Origin of the sequence: Streptomyces sp. NPDC003247 (genome assembly GCF_042888135.1) — a bacterium.
Taxonomy (GTDB): domain Bacteria; phylum Actinomycetota; class Actinomycetes; order Streptomycetales; family Streptomycetaceae; genus Streptomyces.
In genome coordinates this window covers 981,346-1,005,960 of record NZ_JBIAPF010000001.1, presented here as the reverse complement: position 1 = coordinate 1,005,960, position 24,615 = coordinate 981,346, and the positions used below count along the sequence as shown (strand labels likewise).

The 24,615-nt window shown below is 70.8% G+C and carries 20 protein-coding genes and 1 pseudogene; 14 read left to right on the top strand and 7 right to left on the bottom strand.

What is annotated here, in order from left to right; genetic code table 11:
• Positions 1-76: 76 nt before the first annotated feature.
• Both ACFYWQ_RS04225 and ACFYWQ_RS04220 read left to right on the top strand, forming a co-directional pair.
• Complete coding sequence (locus ACFYWQ_RS04225) at positions 77-2,335, top strand: ATP-dependent RecD-like DNA helicase (protein ID WP_389512609.1); 2,259 nt, start codon at positions 77-79, stop codon at positions 2,333-2,335.
• Positions 2,336-2,576: 241 nt separating this feature from the next.
• Positions 2,577-3,866 carry a citrate synthase gene (locus ACFYWQ_RS04220; protein WP_385062554.1) on the top strand — a complete coding sequence of 430 codons (1,290 nt, stop codon included), beginning with the start codon at positions 2,577-2,579 and terminating at the stop codon, positions 3,864-3,866.
• Positions 3,867-4,642: 776 nt separating this feature from the next.
• Here ACFYWQ_RS04220 and ACFYWQ_RS04215 read toward each other — a convergent pair.
• Positions 4,643-6,901, bottom strand: a complete 2,259-nt coding sequence (locus ACFYWQ_RS04215; protein WP_389512607.1) for a heavy metal translocating P-type ATPase — start codon at positions 6,899-6,901, stop codon at positions 4,643-4,645.
• 83 nt (positions 6,902-6,984) lie between these two features.
• Complete coding sequence (locus ACFYWQ_RS04210; RefSeq protein ID WP_389512606.1) at positions 6,985-7,224, bottom strand: heavy-metal-associated domain-containing protein; 240 nt, start codon at positions 7,222-7,224, stop codon at positions 6,985-6,987.
• Between the two features lie 43 nt (positions 7,225-7,267).
• Between ACFYWQ_RS04210 and ACFYWQ_RS04205 the strand changes: the two are divergent.
• A pseudogene (locus ACFYWQ_RS04205) lies at positions 7,268-7,541 on the top strand (MMPL family transporter); the annotation flags it as partial.
• A 66-nt stretch (positions 7,542-7,607) separates the two neighbouring features.
• Positions 7,608-8,651: a zinc-dependent alcohol dehydrogenase family protein gene (locus ACFYWQ_RS04200; protein ID WP_389512604.1), complete on the top strand. Its 1,044-nt coding sequence runs from the start codon at positions 7,608-7,610 to the stop codon at positions 8,649-8,651.
• On the opposite strand, the gene ACFYWQ_RS04195 is transcribed toward ACFYWQ_RS04200, so the two are convergent.
• Genes ACFYWQ_RS04195 through ACFYWQ_RS04185 form a run of 3 tightly spaced genes read right to left on the bottom strand, consistent with a single transcriptional unit; the run spans position 8,632 to position 9,979 of the window.
• Positions 8,632-9,195: a GNAT family N-acetyltransferase gene (locus ACFYWQ_RS04195; RefSeq protein ID WP_389512602.1), complete on the bottom strand. Its 564-nt coding sequence runs from the start codon at positions 9,193-9,195 to the stop codon at positions 8,632-8,634. The two genes, ACFYWQ_RS04200 and ACFYWQ_RS04195, sit on opposite strands and share 20 nt — an antisense overlap.
• Before the next feature lie 41 nt (positions 9,196-9,236).
• The gene (locus ACFYWQ_RS04190) at positions 9,237-9,602 is read right to left on the bottom strand and encodes a hypothetical protein (protein WP_389512600.1); all 366 of its coding nucleotides are present in this window, start codon (positions 9,600-9,602) and stop codon (positions 9,237-9,239) included.
• Between the two features lie 14 nt (positions 9,603-9,616).
• Entirely contained in the window at positions 9,617-9,979 is a 363-nt protein-coding gene (locus tag ACFYWQ_RS04185) for a tetratricopeptide repeat protein (RefSeq protein WP_389512599.1), read from the bottom strand.
• Positions 9,980-10,906: 927 nt separating this feature from the next.
• Between ACFYWQ_RS04185 and ACFYWQ_RS04180 the strand changes: the two genes are divergently transcribed.
• From ACFYWQ_RS04180 to ACFYWQ_RS04165, 4 genes are all read left to right on the top strand, one after another.
• Complete coding sequence (locus tag ACFYWQ_RS04180) at positions 10,907-12,136, top strand: helix-turn-helix domain-containing protein (RefSeq protein ID WP_389512597.1); 1,230 nt, start codon at positions 10,907-10,909, stop codon at positions 12,134-12,136.
• A gap of 55 nt (positions 12,137-12,191) precedes the next feature.
• Complete coding sequence (locus ACFYWQ_RS04175; RefSeq protein ID WP_389512595.1) at positions 12,192-12,632, top strand: hypothetical protein; 441 nt, start codon at positions 12,192-12,194, stop codon at positions 12,630-12,632.
• Between the two features lie 569 nt (positions 12,633-13,201).
• Positions 13,202-14,323, top strand: a complete 1,122-nt coding sequence (locus ACFYWQ_RS04170; RefSeq protein WP_389512591.1) for an adenosylhomocysteinase — start codon at positions 13,202-13,204, stop codon at positions 14,321-14,323.
• A gap of 13 nt (positions 14,324-14,336) precedes the next feature.
• Positions 14,337-14,888, top strand: coding sequence for an NUDIX hydrolase (locus ACFYWQ_RS04165; protein WP_389512588.1), 552 nt, complete (start codon positions 14,337-14,339; stop codon positions 14,886-14,888).
• A 105-nt stretch (positions 14,889-14,993) separates the two neighbouring features.
• Here the strand turns inward: ACFYWQ_RS04165 and ACFYWQ_RS04160 are convergent, their stop codons facing one another.
• Together ACFYWQ_RS04160 and ACFYWQ_RS04155 are read right to left on the bottom strand one after the other, a co-directional pair.
• A complete protein-coding gene (locus ACFYWQ_RS04160; protein ID WP_385062567.1) occupies positions 14,994-15,194 on the bottom strand; it encodes a MerR family DNA-binding transcriptional regulator in 201 nt (66 codons plus the stop codon).
• Positions 15,195-15,407: 213 nt separating this feature from the next.
• Positions 15,408-16,325 (bottom strand): sugar phosphate isomerase/epimerase family protein, encoded by a 918-nt coding sequence (locus ACFYWQ_RS04155; RefSeq protein WP_389512586.1) that lies wholly within the window; start codon positions 16,323-16,325, stop codon positions 15,408-15,410.
• Positions 16,326-16,530: 205 nt separating this feature from the next.
• On the opposite strand from ACFYWQ_RS04155, the gene iolC reads away from it, so the two are divergent.
• The 6 genes from iolC to ACFYWQ_RS04125 all read left to right on the top strand — a co-directional run bounded on the left by iolC (position 16,531) and on the right by ACFYWQ_RS04125 (position 24,558).
• The gene (iolC, locus tag ACFYWQ_RS04150) at positions 16,531-17,481 is read left to right on the top strand and encodes a 5-dehydro-2-deoxygluconokinase (RefSeq protein ID WP_389512584.1); all 951 of its coding nucleotides are present in this window, start codon (positions 16,531-16,533) and stop codon (positions 17,479-17,481) included.
• On the top strand, positions 17,478-18,368 hold the full coding sequence (locus ACFYWQ_RS04145) for a deoxyribose-phosphate aldolase (RefSeq protein WP_389512583.1): 891 nt from the start codon (positions 17,478-17,480) through the stop codon (positions 18,366-18,368). Before iolC ends, ACFYWQ_RS04145 begins: the two co-directional genes overlap by 4 nt.
• Positions 18,369-18,378: 10 nt before the next feature.
• The gene (gene iolB / locus ACFYWQ_RS04140; protein WP_389512582.1) at positions 18,379-19,278 is read left to right on the top strand and encodes a 5-deoxy-glucuronate isomerase; all 900 of its coding nucleotides are present in this window, start codon (positions 18,379-18,381) and stop codon (positions 19,276-19,278) included.
• Positions 19,275-21,152 carry a 3D-(3,5/4)-trihydroxycyclohexane-1,2-dione acylhydrolase (decyclizing) gene (iolD, locus tag ACFYWQ_RS04135; RefSeq protein WP_389512581.1) on the top strand — a complete coding sequence of 626 codons (1,878 nt, stop codon included), beginning with the start codon at positions 19,275-19,277 and terminating at the stop codon, positions 21,150-21,152. Before iolB ends, iolD begins: the two co-directional genes overlap by 4 nt.
• Before the next feature lie 14 nt (positions 21,153-21,166).
• Positions 21,167-22,669, top strand: coding sequence for a CoA-acylating methylmalonate-semialdehyde dehydrogenase (gene mmsA, locus ACFYWQ_RS04130; protein ID WP_389512580.1), 1,503 nt, complete (start codon positions 21,167-21,169; stop codon positions 22,667-22,669).
• Positions 22,670-23,145: 476 nt separating this feature from the next.
• A complete protein-coding gene (locus tag ACFYWQ_RS04125) occupies positions 23,146-24,558 on the top strand; it encodes an APC family permease (protein ID WP_389512578.1) in 1,413 nt (470 codons plus the stop codon).
• Positions 24,559-24,615 lie beyond the last annotated feature (57 nt).

Sequence of the window (24,615 nt, the reverse complement as noted above, 5' to 3'; positions counted from 1 at the left end):
TGGAATCGATTACACGGCGAGGTGCAAGACCCCGAGACCGGATCGTGATGTCAGACCCCCGTTGTAGCGTCGGGGCATGACCGATCAGGCGGGGGCCTCCGCGCAGGCGGGGGAGCGGCGGCTCGCGGTGCTCGAAGGCGTCCTGGAGCGGATCACGTACGCCAACGAGGAGAACGGCTACACGGTCGCCAGGGTCGACACCGGCAGAGGCGCCGGCGACCTTCTCACGGTGGTCGGCGCACTGCTCGGCGCCCAGGTCGGCGAGTCCCTGCGCATGGAGGGCCGCTGGGGCTCCCACCCGCAGTACGGCAAGCAGTTCACCGTGGAGAACTACACGACGGTGCTGCCCGCCACCGTCCAGGGCATCCGCCGCTACCTCGGCTCGGGCCTGGTCAAGGGCATCGGCCCGGTCTTCGCCGACCGCATCACCCAGCACTTCGGCGTGGACACCCTCACGATCATCGAGGAGGAGCCGAAGCGGCTGATCGAGGTCCCCGGCCTCGGCCCGAAGCGCACGAAGAAGATCGCCGACGCCTGGGAGGAACAGAAGGCGATCAAGGAGGTCATGCTCTTCCTCCAGACCGTCGAGGTGTCGACGTCCATCGCGGTCCGCATCTACAAGAAGTACGGCGACGCCTCGATCTCGGTCGTGAAGAACCAGCCGTACCGGCTGGCGGCCGACGTCTGGGGCATCGGCTTCCTCACCGCCGACCGGATCGCCCGCTCCGTCGGCATCCCGCACGACAGCCCCGAGCGCGTCAAGGCGGGCCTCCAGTACGCCCTGTCGCAGTCCGCCGACCAGGGCCACTGCTACCTGCCCGAGGAGGGGCTGATCGCCGACGCGGTCAAGCTGCTCCAGGTGGACACCGGGCTCGTCATCGAGTGCCTCGCCGACCTCGCGGCGCCCGCGGAGGAGGGCGAGGACCCCGGCGTCGTCCGGGAGAAGGTGCCGGGACCGGACGGCGGCGACATCGTCACGGCCGTCTACCTGGTCCCCTTCCACCGCGCCGAGCTCTCCCTCGCCGCCCAGGTGACCCGGCTGCTGCGCACCGGCGAGGACCGGATGCCGGGCTTCCGCGACGTGGCCTGGGACAAGGCGCTGGCCTGGCTGAAGGGCCGTACCGGCGCCGACCTCGCGCCCGAGCAGGAGGCCGCCGTCCGGCTGGCGCTCACCGAGAAGGTCGCCGTGCTCACCGGAGGCCCCGGCTGCGGCAAGTCCTTCACGGTCCGCTCGATCGTGGAGCTGGCCCGCGCCCGGAAGGCCAAGGTCGTCCTGGCGGCCCCCACCGGCCGGGCCGCCAAGCGGCTGGCCGAACTGACCGGCGCCGAGGCCTCGACCGTCCACCGCCTGCTGGAGCTCAAGCCCGGCGGCGACGCGGCCTACGACCGCGACCGCCCGCTCGACGCGGACCTGGTCGTCGTGGACGAGGCGTCGATGCTGGACCTGCTGCTGGCCAACAAGCTCGTCAAGGCCGTGCCCCCCGGCGCCCATCTGCTCTTCGTCGGTGACGTGGACCAGTTGCCCAGCGTCGGCGCGGGCGAGGTCCTGCGCGACCTGCTCGCCGACGGCAGCCCGGTCCCGGCGGTCCGCCTCACCCGTGTGTTCCGCCAGGCCCAGCAGTCGGGCGTGGTGACGAACGCCCACCGGATCAACGCCGGACAGCACCCGGTCACCGACGGGATGAAGGACTTCTTCCTCTTCGTGGAGGAGGACACGGAGGCGGCCGGCCGGCTCACCGTCGACGTCGCCGCCCGGCGGATCCCGGCGAAGTTCGGCCTGGACCCGCGCCGGGACGTCCAGGTCCTCGCCCCCATGCACCGCGGCCCCGCCGGAGCCGGCACCCTCAACGGGCTCCTCCAGCAGGCCGTCACCCCCGGCCGCCCCGACGTGCCCGAGAAGCGGTTCGGCGGCCGCGTCTTCCGCGTCGGCGACAAGGTGACCCAGATCCGCAACAATTACGACAAGGGGAAGAACGGCGTCTTCAACGGCACCGTGGGCGTGGTCACCTCGCTCGATCCGGTCGACCAGCGTCTGACGGTGCTGACCGACGAGGACGAGGAGGTGCCGTACGAGTTCGACGAACTGGACGAACTGGCCCACGCGTACGCGGTGACGATCCACCGCTCCCAGGGCAGTGAGTATCCCGCCGTGGTGATCCCCGTCACGACGGGCGCGTGGATGATGCTCCAGCGCAATCTCCTGTATACGGCGGTGACCCGCGCGAAGAGGCTGGTGGTCCTCGTCGGCTCGCGCAAGGCGATCGGGCAGGCGGTGCGCACGGTGTCCGCGGGGCGGCGCTGCACGGCTCTCGACTTCCGCCTCTCGGGCTCCTGAACTCCCCTTCGGCCTCCGGGGCCCGCGGCATCGTAAAAAATGATCGATCAAATGAGTCGTGAAGGTCACAGAGCACTTCCGCAACCGTGGTGAAGGCGGCAGGATGAGCAGGCTGGCGGCACTCAGTGCCGCCGACAAGCCCAATGGTCGACCCCGAGTGCACTCTCCTGCGCCAAATGGGGGAGGGTAGAGACAGTCAGGGCAACCTCGAAGAAGAGGCACAACGTCGGTGAGGGATGACGTGAGCGACAACTCTGTAGTAGTGCGGTACGGCGACGGCGAGTACACCTACCCGGTGATCGACAGCACCGTCGGCGACAAGGGCTTCGACATCGGGAAGCTCCGCGCCCAGACCGGTCTCGTGACCCTGGACAGCGGGTACGGCAACACCGCCGCCTATAAATCCGCGATCACCTACCTGGACGGCGAGCAGGGCATCCTCCGGTACCGCGGGTACCCGATCGAGCAGCTGGCGGAGCGCTCCACCTTCCTGGAGGTCGCCTACCTGCTCATCAACGGCGAGCTGCCGACCGTCGACGAGCTGAGCGTCTTCAAGAACGACATCACGCAGCACACCCTGCTGCACGAGGACGTCAAGAACTTCTACCGCGGCTTCCCGCGCGACGCGCACCCGATGGCCATGCTGTCCTCGGTGGTCTCCGCGCTGTCCACCTTCTACCAGGACAGCCACAACCCGTTCGACGAGAAGCAGCGCAACCTCTCCACGATCCGGCTCCTCGCCAAGCTCCCGACGATCGCGGCGTACGCGTACAAGAAGTCGATCGGTCACCCGTTCGTCTACCCGCGCAACGACCTCGGCTACGTCGAGAACTTCCTGCGCATGACCTTCTCGGTCCCGGCCCAGGAGTACGAGCTCGACCCGGTCGTCGTCTCCGCCCTGGACAAGCTGCTCATCCTGCACGCCGACCACGAGCAGAACTGTTCGACCTCCACCGTGCGTCTGGTGGGCTCCTCGCAGGCGAACATGTTCGCCTCGATCTCCGCCGGCATCAACGCCCTGTGGGGCCCGCTGCACGGTGGCGCCAACCAGTCGGTGCTGGAGATGCTGGAGGGCATCCAGGCCAACGGCGGCGATGTCGACTCCTTCATCCGCAAGGTGAAGAACAAGGAGGACGGCGTCCGCCTGATGGGCTTCGGCCACCGGGTGTACAAGTCCTTCGACCCGCGCGCCAAGATCATCAAGGCCGCCGCGCACGATGTGCTGTCCGCCCTCGGCAAGTCCGACGAGCTGCTGGACATCGCGCTGAAGCTGGAGGAGCACGCGCTGTCCGACGAGTACTTCGTCCAGCGCAACCTCTACCCGAACGTCGACTTCTACACCGGCCTGATCTACCGGGCCATGGGCTTCCCGACCGAGATGTTCACGGTCCTGTTCGCCCTCGGCCGCCTGCCGGGCTGGATCGCCCAGTGGCACGAGATGATCAAGGAGCCGGGCTCCCGCATCGGCCGCCCGCGCCAGATCTACACGGGCGTGGTCGAGCGCGACTTCGTCCCGGTCGAGGAGCGCTGACACCTGCCGGGTGGGGGCGCCGGCCGCCCGGCGCCCCTGGCACGGGGCTCATGCCGCCACGGCTGACGGGGCTCTCGCCACAGCAGGCGGGGCTCATGCCACGGCTGACGGGGCGATCCGTGCCATGAGCACGGAGGGCCCCGACGCAGGGCTCCTGCGCAGGGCTCCAGGGACGCGGCAACGCGTCGGACGCACGGCATGACAGAAGGCGCCCTGGTGCGCCGGTCCCCCCACGGGCCGACGACCAGGGCGCCTTCCCATGTCCCGGTGCGGATTCCCCCCACGGGATCCGGCCGGGCGTCTGTGAGGACACAGCGCCTGAATTCGCTGATGCCATATGCGGTTGTCGAGCGGGCGGGTGGTGAGCGAGGACGGGTCGAGCCCGCCGTCCTCCCGCCGTGTGCGATCTGCCGGGACAACGCACGCCGGGAGGGCCGCTCAAAGCTTCCCGGTGTACGTGCCCCGGCAACGCATCTCTGAGGAAGTCCCCCAAGACATCCCCAGATGCCAGTTCGCGCCCCCCAAGACGCTTGCTGACATCGTCAACTTAGACCGTCGAACCCCTTCGATGGTTACGTTCACGTCACTGTGATCTGTGTCTCGCGCATATCCCCCGTCGGATACGCGCGCGGCCGGATACAGCGATCGGGGCCCGGGCGTAAGAATGATGCGCGAGCCTTGTGAAGAGCTTATGTGAGGCGCGCTCCGGACTCCAGGGGAGTTGTTGTTTCACCTTCGCCTAACCGGCGGTAACTTCCGGGCGTCCTCACCGCGTGTCAGCGGAAGGTCCGCAACCGCAGACTGTTCGTCACCACGAAGACCGACGAGAACGCCATCGCGGCCCCCGCGAGCATGGGGTTCAGCAGGCCCGCGGCGGCCAGCGGCAGCGCGGCCACGTTGTACCCGAAGGCCCACACGAGATTGCCCTTGATCGTCGACAGGGTCCGCCGGGACAGCCGGATGGCGTCCGCGGCCGCCCGCAGGTCCCCGCGCACCAGCGTCAGGTCGCCCGCCTCGATCGCCGCGTCGGTCCCCGTCCCCAGGGCCAGGCCGAGATCGGCGGTGGCGAGTGCGGCCGCGTCGTTGACCCCGTCGCCGACCATCGCCACGACCCGTCCCTCGCCCTGGAGCCGCCGTACGACGGCGACCTTGTCCTCGGGCAGCACCTCGGCGACCACCTCGTCGATGCCGACCCGGGCGGCCACCGCCTCCGCCACCGCCCGGTTGTCGCCGGTCAGCAGCACCGGGTGCAGCCCCAGCGCGCGCAGCTCGCGCACCGCCTCGGCGCTGGTCTCCTTGACCGTGTCGGCCACGGCCAGCAGGCCGCGCACCGCCCCGTCCCACCCGACGACGACCGCGGTACGGCCGTCCCGCTCGGCCTCCTCCTGGGCGCGGGCCAGCTCGGGCGGCAGCGGCTCGCCGGTGTGCTCGGCGAGCCGCCCCACGGCCACCTCATGGCCCTCCACCCGTCCGCGCACGCCCCGCCCGGGCACGTTCTCGAAGTGCTCCACCCCGGGCAGTCGCCCGGTGCGCTCCTCGGCGCCCGCGGCCACCGCGCGGGCGACCGGATGCTCGGAGGCGTGCTCCAGGGCGCCCGCGAGCCGCAGCAGCTCCTTCTCGTCGGTGCCCTCGGCGGCGTGCACGCCCTGGAGGGTCATCCGGCCGGTGGTGACGGTGCCCGTCTTGTCGAGGACGACGGTGTCGACGCGGCGGGTGCTCTCCAGCACCTCGGGGCCCTTGATGAGGATGCCGAGCTGCGCGCCCCGGCCCGTGCCGACCAGCAGCGCGGTCGGGGTCGCGAGGCCCAGGGCGCACGGGCAGGCGATGATCAGGACCGCGACGGCCGCCGTGAACGCGGCGGCGGTGTCGCCGGTGACGCCCAGCCAGGCGCCGAAGGTGACGGCCGCGATCAGCAGCACCACGGGGACGAAGATCCCGGCGACGCGGTCGGCGAGGCGCTGCACCTCGGCCTTGCCGTTCTGCGCGTCCTCCACCAGCTTCGCCATCCGGGCGAGCCGGGTGTCGGCGCCGACCCGGGTCGCCTCGACGACGAGCCGGCCGCCGCGGTTCACGGTCGCGCCGGTGACGGGGTCGCCCGGTCCGACGTCCACCGGCACCGACTCGCCGGTCAGCATCGAGACGTCCACGGCGGAGACGCCCTCGACGACGGTCCCGTCGGTGGCGACCTTCTCACCCGGCCGGACGGCGAACCGGTCGCCGACCGCCAGCAGGTCGGCCGGGACGCGCACCTCGCGCCCGTCGCGGAGCACGGCCACGTCCTTCGCGCCCAGCTCCATCAGCGCCCGCAGGGCCGCGCCCGCGCGCCGCTTGGAGCGGGCCTCCAGGTAGCGGCCGAGCAGGATGAACGCGGTGACGCCCGCGGCGACCTCCAGGTAGATCGTGGAGGCTCCGTCGGTGCGGGAGACGGTGAGCTCGAAGGGGTGCCGCATCCCCGGCATGCCCGCGTGACCGAAGAAGAGCGCCCACAGCGACCAGCCGAACGCGGCGAGCGTGCCCACCGAGACGAGCGTGTCCATGGTGGAGGCGCCGTGCCGCAGGTTCGTCCAGGCCGACCGGTGGAAGGGCAGGGCGCCCCAGACGACGACGGGTGCGGCGAGGGTCAGCGACAGCCACTGCCAGTTGTCGAACTGGAGTGCGGGAACCATCGCCAGCAGCACCACGGGCGCCGCGAGCAGGCCGGAGACGAGCAGGCGGTCCCGGAGCGCCGAGAGCTCCGGGTCGGTGCCGGCGGGGGTCTCCTCCGGCTCCGGGCGTGCGGGCTCCTCGGCGGTGTAGCCGGTCTTCACGACGGTGGCGATCAGGTCGGCGACCTGGATCCCGGCGGGGTAGGTGACCCGTGCCTTCTCCGTCGCGTAGTTGACGGTCGCGGTGACACCGTCCATGCGGTTGAGCTTCTTCTCCACGCGGGCCGCGCAGGACGCGCAGGTCATGCCGCCGATGAGCAGCTCGACCTCGGAGGTGCCGGACGCGGCGGAGGTCTCGGTTATCGGTGCCGTGACGGTGGTACTGGGCATGTCGGTACTCCAGGGAGCGGAACGGGCCGCACCTGACCGGTGCCGACCGGTCGGGTGCGGCCCGATGCCGAGGGTGGCGTGTCTCAGGCGCGTCCGACCAGTTCAAAGCCGGCCTCGTCGACGGCGGCGCGTACGGCCTCCTCGTCGAGGGCGGTGGTGGAGACGACGGTGACCTCGCCGGCGGTGGCGACGGCCTTCACCGACGTGACGCCGGGCAGTTCGGTGAGCTCGCCGGAGACCGCGCCCTCGCAGTGGCCGCAGCTCATGCCGCTCACCTTGTAGACGGTGGTGACGGAACCCGGGGTGTCGGTGTGGGCGGTCATGTCGTTACTCCTCGTCGAGGCAGGTGGGGCTGAGGGGGTCCGAGGGGGCCTCCACACCACCCAGACTATACCCCTAGGGGGTATTTCTCAAAGGAGCCGCGCCCGTGTCGGCCCCCTCGGCATCGCGCTGGCGGTCCTGATAGACGCTGGTCCGCAGCCCCCTCGTCCCGGCGATCATGCGGCTCACCGGGCGGGCCACCTGGTGGGCACCGGCACCCCTGCGCAGGTTCCACCGGCGGTTCGGGCTCAGCGAGGGCGAGCCGGCCCCGGCCGCCGAGGCGGACCTCCGGCGGGACACGGTGGGGGCGCGCGGATAACGTTCGGCCGGGTCCCGGGACGGCCGTCCCGGGACCCGGCCGAACGAGAGACGAGGGCGACGACACATGCGGGCTGTGGTGTTCGAACGGTACGGGGAAGCGGCCGCGGTGCGGGAGGTGGCGGACCCGCGGCCGGCGGAGCACGGGGTGGTGGTGCGCGTCGAGGCCACCGGACTGTGCCGCAGCGACTGGCACGGCTGGATGGGCCACGACCCCGACATCACCCTGCCGCACGTGCCCGGCCACGAACTCGCCGGAGTCGTCGAGGAGACCGGCGCCCGCGTCACCCGCTGGAAGCCCGGCGACCGGGTGACCGTGCCCTTCGTGTGCGGGTGCGGCAGCTGTCCGTCCTGTGCGGCGGGCGACCACCAGGTGTGCGAGCGGCAGACCCAGCCGGGCTTCACCCACTGGGGCTCCTTCGCCCAGTACGTGGCCCTGGACCACGCCGACGTGAACCTGGTGCCGGTCCCCGACGGCCTCTCCTACGGCACCGCCGCCTCCCTCGGTTGCCGGTTCGCCACCGCGTTCCGGGCGGTCGTCGGCCAGGGCCGGGTCGCGGCGGGGGAGTGGGTGGCGGTGCACGGCTGCGGCGGGGTGGGCCTGTCGGCGGTGATGATCGCGGCCGCCTCGGGAGCACGGGTCGTCGCCGTGGACGTGTCACCGCGCGCCCTGGAGCTGGCGCGCACGTTCGGCGCGGCGGAGTGCGTGGACGCGCGGGACACGCCGGACACGGCGGCGGCGGTGCGCGAGGTGACCGGCGGCGGGGCGCACCTCTCCCTCGACGCCCTCGGCTCACCCGCCACCTGCGCCGCCTCGGTGAACGGCCTGCGCCGCCGCGGCCGGCACGTCCAGGTCGGCCTGCTGCCCTCGGCCGACGGCCTGACCCCCGTCCCGCTGGCCCGCGCCGTCGCCCTGGAGCTGGAACTCCTCGGCAGCCACGGCATGGCCGCCCACGCCTACCCCGGGATGCTGGAGCTGGTCCGGGCGGGAGTGCTCCGCCCCGACCTGCTGGTGACGTCCACGATCGGGCTGGACGCCGTACCGGATGCGCTGGCGGCGATGGGAACCGCGCCCGGGGCGGGGGTGACCGTCATCGAGCCGTGGCGGTGAGGGCGGCCCACTCGCGGTCCAGGAGGGCCATGAGCACCTCGTCCACCCACACCCCGTCCCGCAGCGCGGCCTCCCGGCGCACGCCCTCCACCACGAACCCGGCCTTCTCGTAGACGCGCCGGGCCCGGGCGTTGTCGCCGTACACCTCCAACTGGATGCGGTGCAGACCCAGCCGTTCGAAGCCGTAACCGACGACGAGACGGGTCGCCTCGGTACCGATCCCCCGGTCGCGGCCCCGCGGGCCGATCAGGGTACGGAAGGTGCAGCTGCGCGCGTCCGGGTCCCACTCGTACAGGACGACCTCGCCGACGAGTTCACCGGTGGCCCGGTCGGTGACGGCGAGATCGAGGCGGTCGGGCGAGCCGGAGCGGGTGGCGTACCACGAGCGCAGGTGCTCCAGGGTGAGCTCACCGTTCGGCGGGAACGTGAAGCGGATGACTTCGGCATCGCCGATGATCTCCCACATGCCCTCGGCATCGGCCTCCACGAAGGGACGCAGCACGGTTCTCTCACCGGCCAGCACGGGTTTGACGGAGAAGTCCATGCGGGGCACTGTGCCTCACACGATCGAGGGCGCACCAGCGATCAGCTCAGCGCCTTCTCGATGGCCTCGAAGATGTCGGCGTCGGTCTCCTGCTGCCAGGACGGGAGGTCGGGCCAGTCGGCCACGTAGCCCGGTTTCGGGTCCTCGAAGTGCTTGAACATCTGGGCCGTCCAGCACGTCGCGACGAAGCGGCTCTTCTGCTCCCGGGTCAGCCGTGCCGTGGTGCCGCCGCTGATCTCGATGAAGTGGCGGACCTGCTCGTAGACGGAGCCCGCTGCCTCGCGCTCCCACAGCGGGGTGTCGTCCCACGGGGTCACGTAGCCGGCCTTCGGCTCACCGGGGAAGTGCTGGTGCACTCCCGCGATCCAGGTTTCCCGGAACAGTCGGGCGCCTTCGGTCTGCGACATGCCTACCCCTCTCGTCACGGCGTGCTCAGCGTGGCGATCTCCGCCCCCAGATCCGCTACACGGTGGTCGCGGCTCAAGGGACCGAACTCGTCGTACAGGGCTTGGAGTCTACGGGCGACATACCCGGACCCGGAGGATCGGGCCAGTTCGACGGCTTCCCTGCCGTACACCACGACCTGTTCGGCATTCCGCCGCTTCGCACCGATGACGGCCAGATCGGTGAGCACTGCTCCGCGTCGCCGGTACGACTGCCCGGACGCCAGAGCTGTCTGTTCCAGGGCATTCCTCAAAGCGTTCTCCGCCAGGTCGAGACGGCCCAGCCGGTACGTACCGCGACCCCCGTGCCTCACGAGGCGGTGAGACACGGAAGGGTTCAAGACCGTTCCTTTCGGTCGCTTGGGCAACCCACCTCCGTCTCGCCTGCCAGGGGCGGAACGGCTACAAAGTACCGGGCTCCCGCAGGTTGACCACGACAGCGGTGATCGACGGGTGAGTGTGCCGTCGCTGCCGTCAGGAGCAACCTCCGGACTATTGCTTCCGCGCTACCGATACGGCTTCATAGGTTATGAAGCCGTGACTTCACCCGGGTGGCGTTACCGCACATCGGCAAGTAACAGCAGGTCAGTGCGTACGCGTGTCAGCACGCTGACACAGGTAAAACGGCCCCCGCGCAGTCTCATGGCTGTACTATTTCGTTGATTCGAGACTCACCGAGACTCACCGAGGCTCACCGAGTCTGGACACACGAAGAGCCCGACTCGGCTGCAACCAAGTCAGGCCCTTCGCGCAGTTCACGAGCCCGGTCGTCCATCACTCGACCGGGCTCGCTGCATGAGCAACCCCGGACACGGCCGGCCTCGCGTGGGGCACAGCGCTACCGCGTGAACTGACCCCATGTGGCGATGATCGTCACAAGCAAGCCAGTCGCAGCCAAGCCAACTGACCACTTCTCTGGGTCGGTCCACGGCTTGCGAGGCTTGCCCATGCTGTTTCTCACCGTTGCTCCTCCTGCTCCTTCCAGGTCCCTGACCATCAGGGACTATCCGCCGACTCCTGCAAAGAAGTCGACGAGTTGGAGGGGAGGAGCAGGTGAAGCAGGACAAGCATACGAGCGCATCACGACACCAGGTGCCTGTCCGGTGCAATTCGCGAGTGCCTAGCGCTGCTGGCCAGGTGCCGCCTTGTAACACTCCACACCCAGGAAGCGGCATGGGTACCTTCATAGGCAGAAGACTCGACGGAGGGAGCACGATGCCTCGCCGCCCGCTGGATCGTCGGCGCCTTACCCATAGGGGGGCGCGCTGATGTTGGAAGAAGCCGAAGAGATCGGCCGTCGCGCACGCCGTGCACGGCTCCGCCTTGGCATGACTCAGGCCGACCTCGCTGCTGCGCTCGGCAAGACGCAGGGGTGGGTCTCCAAGATGGAACGCGGACACATCGAGCTGGACCGCGTCGGCCTGCTCAACCTGCTTGCCTCGGAGCTGCACGTACACCCGAATGACCTGATCGGGCGGCCATACAACAGTTCCCCGGCCGAGAATCAGTGGCAGGTCTCTGCCGCAGCTATCTTGCGTGAGCTGCGACGCTACGACCTCGCCCCCGTCTTCGACGGAACCCCCCGACCTGCCCGTCAGCTCTGGCAGGAAACCACCCGCCTTCACCGCCTGCGTGACTCCGCTGCCAACGTGGCGATCATGGAGGTATTGCCCGACCTGTTCCGCGAGGCACGCGCCCTCGCCGAGGTCTCCACGGGGCACGAACGGGAAGAGGCGTTCGCCATCTACGCCGTGTGCTGCAAGTTCGCCCACACCGCCGCGCACGCCCTTGGGCACCCTGAGTTGATCGCCATGGCGTGTGAGCGGGCCGCTTGGTCTGCCCGGTTGTCCGGCGATCCTGTCATGCCTGCTGTCGCCGACTGGATGCGTGTCTGGGACATGTGGGCCACGGCGGATTGGGATGACTCCATTGCCCTGTCGGACAAAGCGATTCGCAGTGTGCAGCAGGGCTACGACCGGGGTGAGCCGCTGGCCGTGCGGGCGTGGGGGACACTGCAACTGCGCGCGGCGGTTTCGGCTGCACGGAGCGGTCGCAAGGCCGAAGCGAAGGACCGGATCAAGCACGCGCGGGGTGCAGCGAAGCGGATGACAGAGGCCGTCGGCCCTCCGGTCTACGACCGCCACAGCCTGACCTTCTCGCCGGGCAATGTGCAGATCCATGCGATCAGCGTCGCTCTGGAGATGCATGAGCAACGTGAGGCCCTGTCGATAAACCGGCGCGTGAGTAAGCAGCTGGTCGAGTCGCTTCCCAACTCCCGTCAGGGACATCACCACATGGACCTGGCCCGTGCTTGGCTGTGGGACGGAAACCGCGACAAGGCGCTGAAGGAGCTGGAGAAGGCCGAGCGCATCGCCCCCCAGCTCGTCCGCAATCATCCCATCGCCCGGTCAACCCTGCGCAGCATCGTGTACGCCGAGCGAGCAAGCACTCGGGAGAAGCTGCGCCGCATGTCAGACCGGTTTCACCTCGACGGATGAGGGCTGTATTCCTCTGGTTCATATTGAGCCTGGGAGCACTCCATAACTTCGAGGTATGGCCGAACGAACTTCGGAACAACTTTCCGCGTGGGGCGTCGAGTTAAGCGCTGGCGCCCCGTTTCACCCCCGCCTCGGCGACCTGGCCCTCGACCTTGCCGAGAGAGGCGGGATCGGGATCGTCGTCGCCCTGCCGAGTGACAGTTCGGCGTCGTACCAATTGCGACCGCCGGGCGGCGGAGAGGACTGGCGCGCGCGAGCTGACGGGTCCACCCTGCGGCCCGTGCCGGTGCCCGTCACTCACGTCACGCCCCTGCGGCAAGACGCCATCTACGACCACCGCGCCCAGCAGGCCGCGCTTCCGGTCACCGTCCACTATGAGGACGGCGGTTCCTGCGAGACGGTGCTCATTCTCACCTCCTCGCAAGTCGAGCTGTACTCACTCCAGTTCGGACGGCTGATCAAGGCAAGGGAATCGGCACGGGAGCGTACTTGGTGAGTGCTGCCTCGCTGATGCTCGCCCCGCCGGCGTCCGCACGCGCCCTTGTGCCGTCGCCGATCGCCTTCCGCTGTGAGGTGACCGCCCACGACCTCAGCAGCTCTCGCGAGGTACTGCTCGCCGCCCACCGTGGCCGCTCGGCACGGCTTGCCGCCCGCTGGCTACGCGCTGAGGCTCATCACCTCGCTCGGCTGCTGTCTCCGGAGCCTGGGGCTCTGTTCCTCCGGGACGCGCCCCTGATCGCGGCAGGTCCCGCTGTCGCTCGCCCTGACGCCGAACTGCGCGCGTGGGCCGAGAGCGACCAGACGTACGAGCATGCGTTGCGCGCCCTTGCCACCGGTCGCGCGTTCGTTTTCACCGTGACGGACGACGACGCCCGGTACTCCCTCCGGGTGCACCCGTTGCCCACTCGCCGAAGAACACCGGCACAAGCCCCGTTTTCTTCCAACGGCCGCCGAGGGCGGCGCACAACCCGATGACCCCCGCCCACGTGTCTTCCATCTCCCCGGCCCGGGCGTGGGTCCACCACCTGTCCTGAGCCTTACCGCCTCATCACGGGAAGTGAGCCAATGGAACAGTTCGAGCGTGCACGTCTCGATGCGTACTTCGCGCGTATCGCGGACACCTTCGCCCCGGCGGAGAAGCCGTCGGCATTCCTGATCACGCACCTGCTGCCCGAGCGCCCCGCGTTCGTGCGGGCCATGGGTATCAGCACCACTCTGCGGGCCGTGCTGCCCAAGCCCAAGTCCGTCGACCTCACCGCCCGCCGGGAGATCGAGAGGACGACGCAGTGCGACACCCTCTCACGAGAGCTGTTCGAGGACCCCGGTAGCGCGGTCGACTACATCGAGTCGCGGGCCGCTGGTGAAGCCGTCGTGCTGCTCGATGTCGGTGGGTACTTCGCACCGACCCTCGACGCCCTGTGCGAGCGGTTCTCGGGCCGTGTTCTGGGCGTGGTCGAGGACACGGAGAACGGACACAAGCGCTACGCCGGCGCCGAGAAACTGCCGTGTCCGGTCGTCTCCGTCGCCCGCTCCCCGCTGAAGGACCCGGAAGACTTCCTCGTCGGTCAGTCCGTCGTGTTCTCGACCGAAGCGCTGATGCGAAGCCGTGGTGACATCCTCCACGGCCGCACCGCCCTCGTGATCGGGTTCGGCAAGCTCGGATCCAGCATCGCCCGCCTGCTGCACGCCAAGGGCGTACAGGTCACCGTCTACGACCTCGACCCCGTCCGCCGGACACAGGCGCTCGCGCAGGGCTTCACCGTCGCCAAGGACCGCGACGCCGCACTGCACGGGGCCGGTCTGATCTTGTGCGCGACCGGAGCCGTGTCGCTGCGGGGCGAGGACTTCTCGGCCTTGCGGAACGGCGCCTACGTCGCCACGGTCACCAGCAGCGAGGACGAACTCGACCTGGCCGGCCTTCCCGACGTGTACCAGCGGACCCCGAACGGCGAGCACATCACTCGCTACCAGACGACCGGCCACTACTTCTACCTGCTCAACGGAGGCAATGCCGTCAACTTCCTGCACGGTGCGAGCGTCGGCCCGTTCATCTACCTCGTGCAGGCCGAAATCCTCGCGGGCGTCCGGAAAATCGCCCGCGGCGACCTCGCGCCCGGTATGCACGAGGCCGACGCCGCAGACCGCGCCACCATCGCCGGAACGTGGCTGAACTACTTCAACCGCTAGGAGAAACAACCTCATGCCGATCACCGCCCAGCACGTGAGCGACACCGTCGCCGCCTACCTGGCTGACCACCCGGACGAGGAGGACGCGCTCTCGGTACTGGACAAGGTCATCGAGGAGGCCGGTGACGCGATCGCATCGCGCAAGACCTTCCGCGGGCACGTCACCGCCGGTGCCGCCCTGGTCCGCCCTGACGGTCGTGTCCTCACCATCGAGCACCGTGCCCTGCGCAAGTGGTTGCTGCCCGGCGGCCACGTCGAGGACAGCGACTCGACACTCCGCGACGCCGCCCTGCGCGAGCTGGCCGAGGAGACCGGCATCAGCAGTGACCAGGTCGAGCCGATCGGCGACGTGCCTCTGCACATCGACGTCCACTCGATTCCCATGAACGAGGCCAAGGGCGAGCCCGAACACCTGCACTTCGACTTCCGGTTCTTGTTCCGGACCACGGCGGACGCGGTCGAGCTGCAAGAGGAAGAGGCCACCGCCTACTCCTGGCAGTACGCGGACATGCTGACGGCCTCGCCTCTGCGCTCCAGAGTGACGGCGGCCGCCGCACGCCCCTAGCAAGAGGACGCCCGCAAGAGGAGGCCGGACCACCCGTCAGCCTGGACGGGATGACGGGTGGTCCGGTCGTGGAGGGCGGCCGGGGGCGCCGTCGGCCTCGCGGGGTCAGTCCGTGCGGCGGCCGCGGTTGCCGGGGCGGGAGGCGACCCAGGCGAGGACGGTGTCGACGTACCAGTAGCGTCTGCCGCCCTCGATGCGGTCGGGCGGGGGCAGCAGCCCGTGCTTGCGGTAGGAGCGCACGGTGTCCGGCTGCACGTTGATGTGCGCCGCGATCTCCTTGTAGGACCAGAGCCGTCGGTCGGTCATGAGTGCACCTCCCCGCGTGGCCGGGCGGCGGCCGGGAGGCCGTCCGGGGGAGCCCGGCGTCACGCTGGTGATCACCGGGCCCTTGCCCGCTGGACGGCCCCCGTGTGACCGTACGGATGCGGTTGTGGACCGACTGTGACGTGGTGGTCGCGCATCCGTGACATATGGCGTATGCCTGACATTCGTGACGGGTGTGCCGGAGGGCCCGGAGGGCTACGCCCCGCAGGAGCGCAGGAAGGCCCGGGTCCGCTGGGCGATCGGCAGGGGGCGGTCCGGCTCGCACGGGTACATGTCCTGCTCGACGATCGCGAACAGGTCGACGTCCAGCTTCCGCGCGGCCTCCAGCACCGGGCCCAGCTCCGGCACCCCGGACGGCGGTTCGCACATCACACCCTGGGCGACCGCGGGCCCGAACGGTGTCCCCTTCGCCCGCACGTCCGCCAGGATCTCCGGGTCGACCTGCTTGAGGTGCAGGTAGCCGATGCGTTCCCCGTAGGTCTCGATCAGCTTGACGCTGTCGCCGCCGCAGTACGCGTAGTGCCCGGTGTCGAGGCAGAGCGACACCGAGCCGGAGTCCGTGCCGTCCAGGAAGCGGGCGACGTTCTCCTCGCTGTCGATGTGGGTGTCGGCGTGCGGGTGTACGACGATCCGCAGGCCGTACCGCTCGCGCACCTCCCGCCCCAGCCGTTCGGTGAGCGAGGTGAGGTTGCGCCACTGCTCCGGCGTGAGCGTGTCCGGCTCGAGCACCTCGCCGGTCTTGTCGTCCCGCCAGAAGGAGGGGATGACCACCAGGTGGGAGGCGCCCATCGCCTGGGCCAGGGCCGCGTTGTCGGCGACGTGCGCCCAGGTCCGGTCCCAGACCGCCGCGCCGTGGTGGAGCCCGGTGAAGACCGTGCCCGCGGACACCTTCAGTCCGCGCCTCGTCGTCTCCTCGATGAGGACGGCCGGGTCGGTCGGCAGGTACCCGTAGGGGCCCAGTTCGATCCACTCGTAGCCGGAGAGCGCCACCTCGTCGAGGAAGCGCCGCCAGGGCACCTGCCGCGGGTCGTCGGGGAACCAGACGCCCCAGCTGTCGGGGGCCGAGCCGATCCGGATGCGGGACAGTGGGGACTGAGGTGACAACGACGTCATGGGCGTCAGCGTGCGGTCTCCCCGAAAGGGTGTCAAGCGCTGGTCCGAATGTCCGGACAAAACATTGACAGGGTCCACCGCGGGGGACTACAAAGCCGTGAGGAGCCGGTACGGCGGCACGCCCGGCAGGCGGGCAGGCGCACAGGAGTGCAGGAGTGCAGGCGCACAGGCGTGCGGGCGTGCGGGCCGACACGAAGGGATCTCGATGGCGTACGACCTGATCACCATGGGGCGGATCGGAGTGGACCTCTATCCGCTCCAGACGGGGGTCCCGCTGCCGCAGGTCACGTCCTTCGGGAAGTTCCTCGGCGGGTCCGCGACCAATGTCGCCGTCGCCGCCGCCCGCCTCGGCCGGCGCACCGCGGTGATCACCCGTACCGGTGACGACCCGTTCGGCACCTATCTGCACCAGGCCCTGCGCGACTTCGGCGTCGACGACCGCTGGGTCACCCCCGTCCCCGGCCTGCCGACCCCGGTCACCTTCTGCGAGGTCTTCCCGCCGGACGACTTCCCGCTGTACTTCTACCGGCAGCCCAAGGCGCCCGACCTGGAGATCGACGCCCACGACCTCGACCTCGACGCCGTCCGCGACGCCCGCGTCTTCTGGGTGACGGGCACCGGCCTGAGCCAGGAACCGAGCCGCACGGCGACGCTGGCGGCCCTCGCCCACCGCGCCAAGGCCGGCACCACCGTCTTCGACCTCGACTGGCGGCCCATGTTCTGGACCGACCCGGACGCGGCCCGCCCCTTCTACGCCGAGGCCCTGAAGCACGCCACCGTCGCCGTCGGCAACCTCGACGAGGTGGAGGTCGCCACCGGCGTGCGCGAACCGCGGGCCGCCGCCCGCGCCCTCCTCGACGCGGGCGTCGACATCGCCGTCGTCAAACAGGGGCCCGAGGGCGTCCTGGCCGTCAGCCGCGCGGGCGAGTACGCCGAGGTCCCCCCGCTCCCGGTGACCGTCCTCAACGGCCTCGGCGCCGGGGACGCCTTCGGCGGCGCCCTCTGCCACGGCCTCCTCGCGGGCCGCGACCTGGAGACGGTCATGCGGTACGCCAACGCCGCCGGCGCCATCGTCGCCTCCCGCCTGGAGTGCTCCTCGGCCATGCCGACCCCCGACGAGATCGAGGCGGCGCTCACGGCGGGAGCCGTGCGGTGAGCGTCGACGTCGCGGAGCTCGTGCACACCCGCACCCACCACCCCGAGGCGATCGCCGAGGCCGCCGCCCGCCGCACCCGACGGCCCCTGCTCGGCGCGAACGGCCGTCTGATGATCGTCGCCGCCGACCACCCCGCCCGCGGCGCGCTCGGCGCCGGCGGCCGCTCCCTGGCCATGGCCAACCGCGCCGACCTGCTCGAACGCCTCTGCCTGGCCCTGTCCCGGCCCGGTGTCGACGGCGTCCTCGCCACCGCCGACATCCTCGACGACCTGCTCCTGCTCGGCGCCCTCGACGGCAAGGTCGTCATGGGCTCGATGAACCGCGGCGGCCTCCAGGGCGCCCGCTTCGAACTCGACGACCGCTTCACCGGCCACCGCGCCGAGGACATCGAACGGCTCGGCTTCGACGCGGGCAAACTGCTCCTGCGCATCGACTACGACGACACGGGCTCCCTCACCACCCTGGAGTCCACCGCCCGCGCGATCGACGACATGGCCGCACGCCGGCTCCCCGTCTTCGTCGAGCCGTTCATCTCCCGCCGCGCCCCCGACGGCGGGCTCCGCAACGACCTGTCCGCCGAGGCCGTCACCCGGTCCATCGCCATCGCCTCCGGACTCGGCGGCACCTCCGCCTACACCTGGCTCAAGGTGCCGGTCACCGACAACCCCGACGACATGGCCGAGGTCATGGAGACCTCCACCCTGCCGGCGGTCCTGCTGGGCGGCGAGGTCGGGGGCTCCGCCGAGGACCAGGCCGGCGCGTACGAGAAGTGGCGGGGCGCGCTGCGCCTGCCCACCGTCCGCGGCCTGGTGGTCGGCCGTTCGCTGCTGTACCCGGCGGACGGGGACGTGGCCGCCGCCGTCGACACCGCCGTAGGACTGCTGTGAGGGCCGCCGCATGACACACACCGAGCCGCAACGCCCGTCGCGCACCGAGCCGCACCCCAGCCCGTCGCACACCGAGCCGCGGCGCCCCGCGGGCCAGGGCCTGCACGTCCCGCGCGGGACCACCGCCGACGCGCAGCATGTCCTCGACATCGGTCCGGAGCGGGCCGGCTGGGCCCACAGCAGTCTGCGCGTCGTCGAGCTGGCGCCCGGCGGCACGCACACCCTCACCGCCGGGGACAGCGAGTGGATCGTGCTTCCGCTGGAGGGCGGATGTACCGTGCAAACAGCTGATGAAGAGTTCCAACTCCTGGGCAGGGAGAGCGTTTTCGCGTCGGTCACCGACTTCGCGTACGTTCCCCGGGACGCCCGGGCACAGATCGCCTCCGGCGCGGGAGGCCGCTTCGCCCTGGCAGGAGCGAAGTGCGAGCGACGACTCCCCGCCCGCTACGGCCCCGCGCCGGAGGTACCCGTCGAGGAACGCGGCAGCGGCACCTGCGCCCGCCTGGTGCGCAACTTCGCCTCCGCCGACGCCTTCGACTGCGACAAGCTGATCGCCGTCGAGGTCGTCACCCCCGGCGGGAACTGGTCCTCGTACCCGCCGCACAAGCACGACGAGCACCGGCCCGGCGAGGAGTCGGAGCTGGAGGAGATCTACTACTTCGAGATCGACGGACCGAACGGGTTCGGCTACCAGCGCGTGTCCCCCTCCCGCGAGGGCGGATCCGACGTCCTCGCCGAGGTCCGCTCCGGCGACGCCGTCCTCGTCCCCGACGGATGGCACGGCCCGTCGATCGCCCAGCCCGGCCACACCATGTACTACCTGAACGTGATGGCGGGGCCCGGCGGGACGCGGGAGTGGCGGATCTGCTTCCACCCGGACCATGTAGAAAGCACAGGGGGTTACCGATGACCACGAGGCTCACCGTGGCCCAGGCGCTGGTGCGCTTCCTCGCCGCCCAGTACACCGAGCGCGACGGCGTACGGCAGCGGCTGATCGGCGCGACCTGGGGCATCTTCGGCCACGGCAACGTCGCCGGACTCGGCCAGGCGCTCGTCGAGTACGCCGACGTCATGCCGTACCACCAGGGCCGCAACGAGCAGTCGATGGTCCACGCGGCCGTCGGCTACGCCCGCCAGTCGAACCGCCTGTCCACCCACGCGGTGACGACGTCGATCGGTCCTGGCGCGACGAACCTGGTCACCGGAGCGGCCCTCGCCACGATCAACCACCTCCCGGTCCTGCTCCTCCCCGGCGACGTGTTCGCCACCCGCCCGGCCGACCCGGTGCTCCAGCAGCTGGAGGTCCCCTACGCCGGTGACGTGTCCGTCAACGACACCCTGCGCCCGGTCTCGAGGTACTTCGACCGCGTCACCCGCCCCGAGGCCCTCATCCCGGCCGCGCTCCAGGCGATGCGCGTGCTGACGGACCCCGTGGAGACGGGCGCGGTGACCCTGGCGCTGCCGCAGGACGTCCAGGCCGAGGCGTACGACTGGCCCGAGGCGTTCTTCGCCGAGCGCACCTGGGCCGTCCGCCGGCCGGGCGCCGACCCGGCCGAGCTCGCTGAGGCGGTCCGGGCGGTCCGGGCGGCCGCGCGCCCCCTGGTCGTCGCGGGCGGCGGCGTCCACCACAGCCGCGCCGAGGCGGCCCTCGCCGAGTTCGCCGAGGCCACCGGCATCCCGGTCGCCTCCACCCAGGCCGGCAAGGGCTCCCTGCGCCACGACCACCCTCAGGACGTCGGAGGCGTCGGCCACACCGGCACCGCGACCGCCGACGAACTGGCCCGCACCGCCGACCTGGTGATCGGCGTGGGCACCCGGTACACCGATTTCACCACCGCCTCCCACACCCTGTTCGCCGGCGAGGGCGTCCGTTTCCTCAACCTCAACATCGCCGCCCACGACGGCCACAAGATGGCCGGCCTCCCGCTCGTCGCGGACGCCCGCAGCGGCCTCACGGAGCTGACGCAGGCCCTCGAACTCCACGCCCACCGCGTCACGGACGCCTACGTCGCCGAGTACACCGACGACAAGGAGCGCTGGGAGCAGCGCGTCGACGCCTGCTACGAGGCCGAAGAGGTCGACGTACGCCCCACCCAGCCGCAGGTGCTGGGCGCGCTGGACGCGATCGTCGACGAGACGGACGTCATCATCAACGCGGCCGGCTCCCTCCCCGGCGACCTGCACAAACTGTGGCGGACACGCTCGCGGGACCAGTACCACCTGGAGTACGGCTACTCCTGCATGGGCTACGAGATCCCGGCCGCGCTCGGGGTGAAGCTGGCGGCGCCCGACCGGCCGGTGTGGGCGCTGGTCGGCGACGGCACGTACCTGATGATGCCGACGGAGATCGTCACGGCCGTGCAGGAGGGCATCGCGATCAAGATCGTCCTCGTGCAGAACCACGGGTACGCCTCCATCGGCGGGCTGTCGGAGGAGACCGGCGGCGAACGCTACGGCACCGCCTACCGCCACCGGGCCGACGACGGCACCTTCACGGGCGCCCCCCTCCCCGTCGACCTGGCCGCCAACGCCGCCAGCCTCGGGATGCGCGTGCTGCGCGCGAAGACCGTGCGCGAGCTGCGCGCGGCCCTCGCCGAGGCCCGGGCGGCCGACACCCCCACATGTGTCTACGTCGAGACCCGAACGGCAGACACAGTGTCGGGCGCGCCCGAGGCACAGGCCTGGTGGGATGTACCCGTGGCCGAGACCGCGACCCGCCCGTCGGCGGTCAAGGCCCGTGAGCTGTACGAACGGCACGTCTCCACCCGACGCCGCCATCTGTGAAGGAGCAACTGGGCATGACGAAGATCGTCAACCACTGGATCGGCGGCAAGGCCGTCGAGGGCGCGTCGGGCACGTTCGGGCCGGTCACCGACCCGGCGACCGGCGCGGTCACCACGAAGGTCGCGTTCGCGTCGGTCGACGAGGTCGACGCGGCGGTCGCGGCCGCCAAGGACGCCTTCGCGACCTGGGGCCAGTCCTCGCTGGCCCAGCGCACCTCGATCCTGTTCCGGTTCCGCGCGCTGCTCGACGCCCACCGTGACGACATCGCCGAGCTGATCACCGCCGAGCACGGCAAGGTGCACTCCGACGCGCTCGGTGAGGTCGCCCGCGGCCTGGAGATCGTCGATCTGGCCTGCGGCATCAGCGTGCAGCTGAAGGGCGAGCTGTCCACGCAGGTGGCGAGCCGCGTGGATGTGGCGTCGATCCGTCAGCCGCTCGGTGTCGTCGCGGGCATCACGCCGTTCAACTTCCCGGCGATGGTCCCGATGTGGATGTTCCCGATCGCCATCGCGACCGGCAACACCTTCGTGCTGAAGCCGTCCGAGAAGGACCCGTCGGCGTCGGTCCGGCTGGCCGAACTGCTGGCCGAGGCCGGTCTGCCCGACGGCGTCTTCAACGTCGTCCACGGCGACAAGGTGGCCGTCGACCGCCTCCTGGAGCACCCGGACGTCAAGGCCGTCTCCTTCGTCGGCTCCACCCCGATCGCCCGCCACATCCACACCACCGCCTCCGCGCACGGCAAGCGGGTCCAGGCCCTGGGCGGTGCCAAGAACCACATGCTGGTCCTCCCGGACGCCGACCTGGACGCGGCCGCGGACGCCGCCGTGTCGGCCGCCTACGGCTCGGCGGGCGAGCGCTGCATGGCCATCTCGGCCGTCGTCGCGGTCGGTGCGATCGGCGACGAACTGGTGGAGAAGATCCGCGAGCGCGCCGAGAAGATCAAGATCGGCCCCGGCAACGACCCGGCCTCCGAGATGGGCCCGCTGATCACCGCCGCCCACCGCGACAAGGTCGCCTCCTACGTCACGGGCGCGGCGGCCGAGGGCGCCGAGGTGGTCCTCGACGGCACCGGCCACACGGTCGACGGCTTCGAGGACGGCCACTGGATCGGCATCTCGCTGCTGGACAAGGTGCCCACGTCGGCCAAGGCCTACCAGGACGAGATCTTCGGCCCGGTGCTGTGCGTGCTGCGCGCGGACACCTACGAGGAGGGCGTGGCGCTCATCAACGCCTCCCCGTTCGGCAACGGCACCGCGATCTTCACCCGGGACGGCGGCGCCGCCCGCCGCTTCCAGCTGGAGATCGAGGCGGGCATGGTCGGCGTGAACGTCCCGATCCCGGTCCCCGTCGGCTACCACAGCTTCGGCGGCTGGAAGGACTCCCTCTTCGGCGACCACCACATCTACGGCAACGACGGCACGCACTTCTACACCCGCGGCAAGGTCGTCACCACCCGCTGGCCGGACCCCTCCGAGGCCCCGGCGGGCGTGGACCTGGGCTTCCCGCGCAACCACTGAGGCCCCTGGGCCCCTACGGTGCCCCGTCCTCCCGGCAGCGGGAGGGCGGGGCACCGTCGTGTCACCGTCGGACGGCGCGCGAGGGCACGGTGCCCGCGCGCCGGCCCCGTCCTTCCGCGGCACGCCCCCACCGGCCGCTCCGGCCGCTCCGGCCGCTCCGCCCCCATCGGCCGCTCCGGTCGCTCCGGCCGCTCCGGTCGCCGTCCGCGCACCGGACGGCCACACGTTTTTTCGCCGTCCCCTGCGGTTCCCGCACACCCCATCGCCCGCTGGCGGATTGACCGTAACTGCCGATCACCTCCTCAAGTCGGCATCTGAACTACGGATTCCGTAGATGAACAGCTATTGACGTGCCGGTTTTCGTCGGGGTTCCATGCAGCGCCGGGAGCGGCCCGAATCACGTACGACCCAAGCCGCCGGAGGCGATAGCGCTCCCGACCGAACCCCCCGCCGCACCAGTCGATCGGAACCATTCGATGACCGACACGCTCCGCCCTGTCCAGACCACCGCCGACGGGACCGCCGCCCCCGACGCCCCGGACAGTCCCCAGAAGCTCAAGCGCTCCATCGGAGTGGTCGGCGGGACCCTGCTGACCCTGTCCTGCGTGACGCCGGCGTCCACGCTGTTCGTCGTCGTCCCCGACCTGTTCGGCTCGCTCGGCACCGCGACCGCCCTCACGATCGCGATCGGCTCGCTCCTCTGTATCGCGGTGGCGTTCTGTTACTCGGAGCTGGGCACCCTCATCCCCAGCGCGGGCGGCGAGTACGCCATGGTGTCGACGTTGGCCGGACGGCTCGCGGGCTGGCTCGTCTTCGTCCTGTCGCTCCTGGTCGTGATGATCGTCCCGCCGGTGATCGCCATGGGCACGGCCGACTACCTGGCCCCGGTCGTCCACCTCGACCCGTCGCTCGCCGGCGCCGGCGTCATGCTGCTGGCCACCCTCGCCGGCCTGCTCGACCTGCGCGCCAACGCCTGGATCACCGGGATCTTCCTGGTCCTGGAGGTCATCGCGGCGGCCGTCGTGGCGGTGCTGGGCTTCGCCCACGCCGAGCGCGGCCCGGGCAGCCTGGTGTCGATGCAGGTCGCCGGCGCCGACGGCCGGCCGGACACCGTCACCGCCCTGCTGGTCGTCTCCGGCCTCGCCATCGCCCTCTTCGTCACCCAGGGCTTCTCCACCGCCGTCTACCTCTCCGAGGAACTGGAGCACCCCCGCCGCACCGTCGCCCGTACGGTCCTGGCCACCCTCGCCATCTCCACCGTGATCATCCTGGTCCCGGTCGCCGCGATCACCCTGGGCGCCTCCGACCTCGCCGAGCTGACCGGCGGCGACATCGGCTCCATGGTCACCGCCTGGTCCAGCTCCGCCGTCGGCACCTTCGTCAGCCTCTGCGTGGCCCTCGCGATCATCAACGCCGGCATCGTCATGGTCATCCAGAACTCCCGCGTCCTGTTCGCCTCCGCCCGCGACAAGGCCTGGCCCCAGCCGGTCAACGACGCCTTCGCCCGGCTCGGCCGCTTCGGCTCCCCCTGGGTCGCCACCCTCGCCGTCGGCGTTCCCGGCGCGGCCCTGTGCTTCGTCAACCTCGACACGCTGTACGGCGTGACGGGCGTCTCCGTGACCGGCATGTACCTGCTCGTCGCCATCGCCGCCCTGCTCGCCCGCCGCGGCGCCCACCGCCACACCCCCGCCTGGCGCATGCCGCTCTGGCCGGTCGTCCCGGCCCTGCTGATCGTGGTCCTCGCCTACATCCTCACCCAGCAGGAGACCGCCTACCTCCTGTGGACCGGTGGCATCACCGCCGCCGCCACCCTCTACTGGGCCCTCTACCTCCGCCCCCGCCGCGACACCCGCTGGCTGGTGTCGATCCCGGAGGACGCGGGGGCCTGACGCGTACCGCGGACGCGGTACGCGACCCGGCCGCCGTACGCCGGAGGTAGGCCGGTC

What these genes read in the sequence shown, in the direction of transcription:
- ACFYWQ_RS04225 (WP_389512609.1), top strand. Translation starts at nt 77, where the DNA reads ATGACCGATCAGGCGGGGGCCTCCGCGCAGGCGGGGGAGCGGCGGCTC.
- ACFYWQ_RS04215 (WP_389512607.1), bottom strand. Translation starts at nt 6,901, where the DNA reads ATGCCCAGTACCACCGTCACGGCACCGATAACCGAGACCTCCGCCGCG.
- ACFYWQ_RS04210 (WP_389512606.1), bottom strand. Translation starts at nt 7,224, where the DNA reads ATGACCGCCCACACCGACACCCCGGGTTCCGTCACCACCGTCTACAAG.
- ACFYWQ_RS04200 (WP_389512604.1), top strand. Translation starts at nt 7,608, where the DNA reads ATGCGGGCTGTGGTGTTCGAACGGTACGGGGAAGCGGCCGCGGTGCGG.
- ACFYWQ_RS04195 (WP_389512602.1), bottom strand. Translation starts at nt 9,195, where the DNA reads ATGGACTTCTCCGTCAAACCCGTGCTGGCCGGTGAGAGAACCGTGCTG.
- ACFYWQ_RS04190 (WP_389512600.1), bottom strand. Translation starts at nt 9,602, where the DNA reads ATGTCGCAGACCGAAGGCGCCCGACTGTTCCGGGAAACCTGGATCGCG.
- ACFYWQ_RS04180 (WP_389512597.1), top strand. Translation starts at nt 10,907, where the DNA reads ATGTTGGAAGAAGCCGAAGAGATCGGCCGTCGCGCACGCCGTGCACGG.
- ACFYWQ_RS04175 (WP_389512595.1), top strand. Translation starts at nt 12,192, where the DNA reads ATGGCCGAACGAACTTCGGAACAACTTTCCGCGTGGGGCGTCGAGTTA.
- ACFYWQ_RS04170 (WP_389512591.1), top strand. Translation starts at nt 13,202, where the DNA reads ATGGAACAGTTCGAGCGTGCACGTCTCGATGCGTACTTCGCGCGTATC.
- ACFYWQ_RS04165 (WP_389512588.1), top strand. Translation starts at nt 14,337, where the DNA reads ATGCCGATCACCGCCCAGCACGTGAGCGACACCGTCGCCGCCTACCTG.
- ACFYWQ_RS04160 (WP_385062567.1), bottom strand. Translation starts at nt 15,194, where the DNA reads ATGACCGACCGACGGCTCTGGTCCTACAAGGAGATCGCGGCGCACATC.
- ACFYWQ_RS04155 (WP_389512586.1), bottom strand. Translation starts at nt 16,325, where the DNA reads ATGACGTCGTTGTCACCTCAGTCCCCACTGTCCCGCATCCGGATCGGC.
- iolC (WP_389512584.1), top strand. Translation starts at nt 16,531, where the DNA reads ATGGCGTACGACCTGATCACCATGGGGCGGATCGGAGTGGACCTCTAT.
- iolB (WP_389512582.1), top strand. Translation starts at nt 18,379, where the DNA reads ATGACACACACCGAGCCGCAACGCCCGTCGCGCACCGAGCCGCACCCC.
- iolD (WP_389512581.1), top strand. Translation starts at nt 19,275, where the DNA reads ATGACCACGAGGCTCACCGTGGCCCAGGCGCTGGTGCGCTTCCTCGCC.
- mmsA (WP_389512580.1), top strand. Translation starts at nt 21,167, where the DNA reads ATGACGAAGATCGTCAACCACTGGATCGGCGGCAAGGCCGTCGAGGGC.
- ACFYWQ_RS04125 (WP_389512578.1), top strand. Translation starts at nt 23,146, where the DNA reads ATGACCGACACGCTCCGCCCTGTCCAGACCACCGCCGACGGGACCGCC.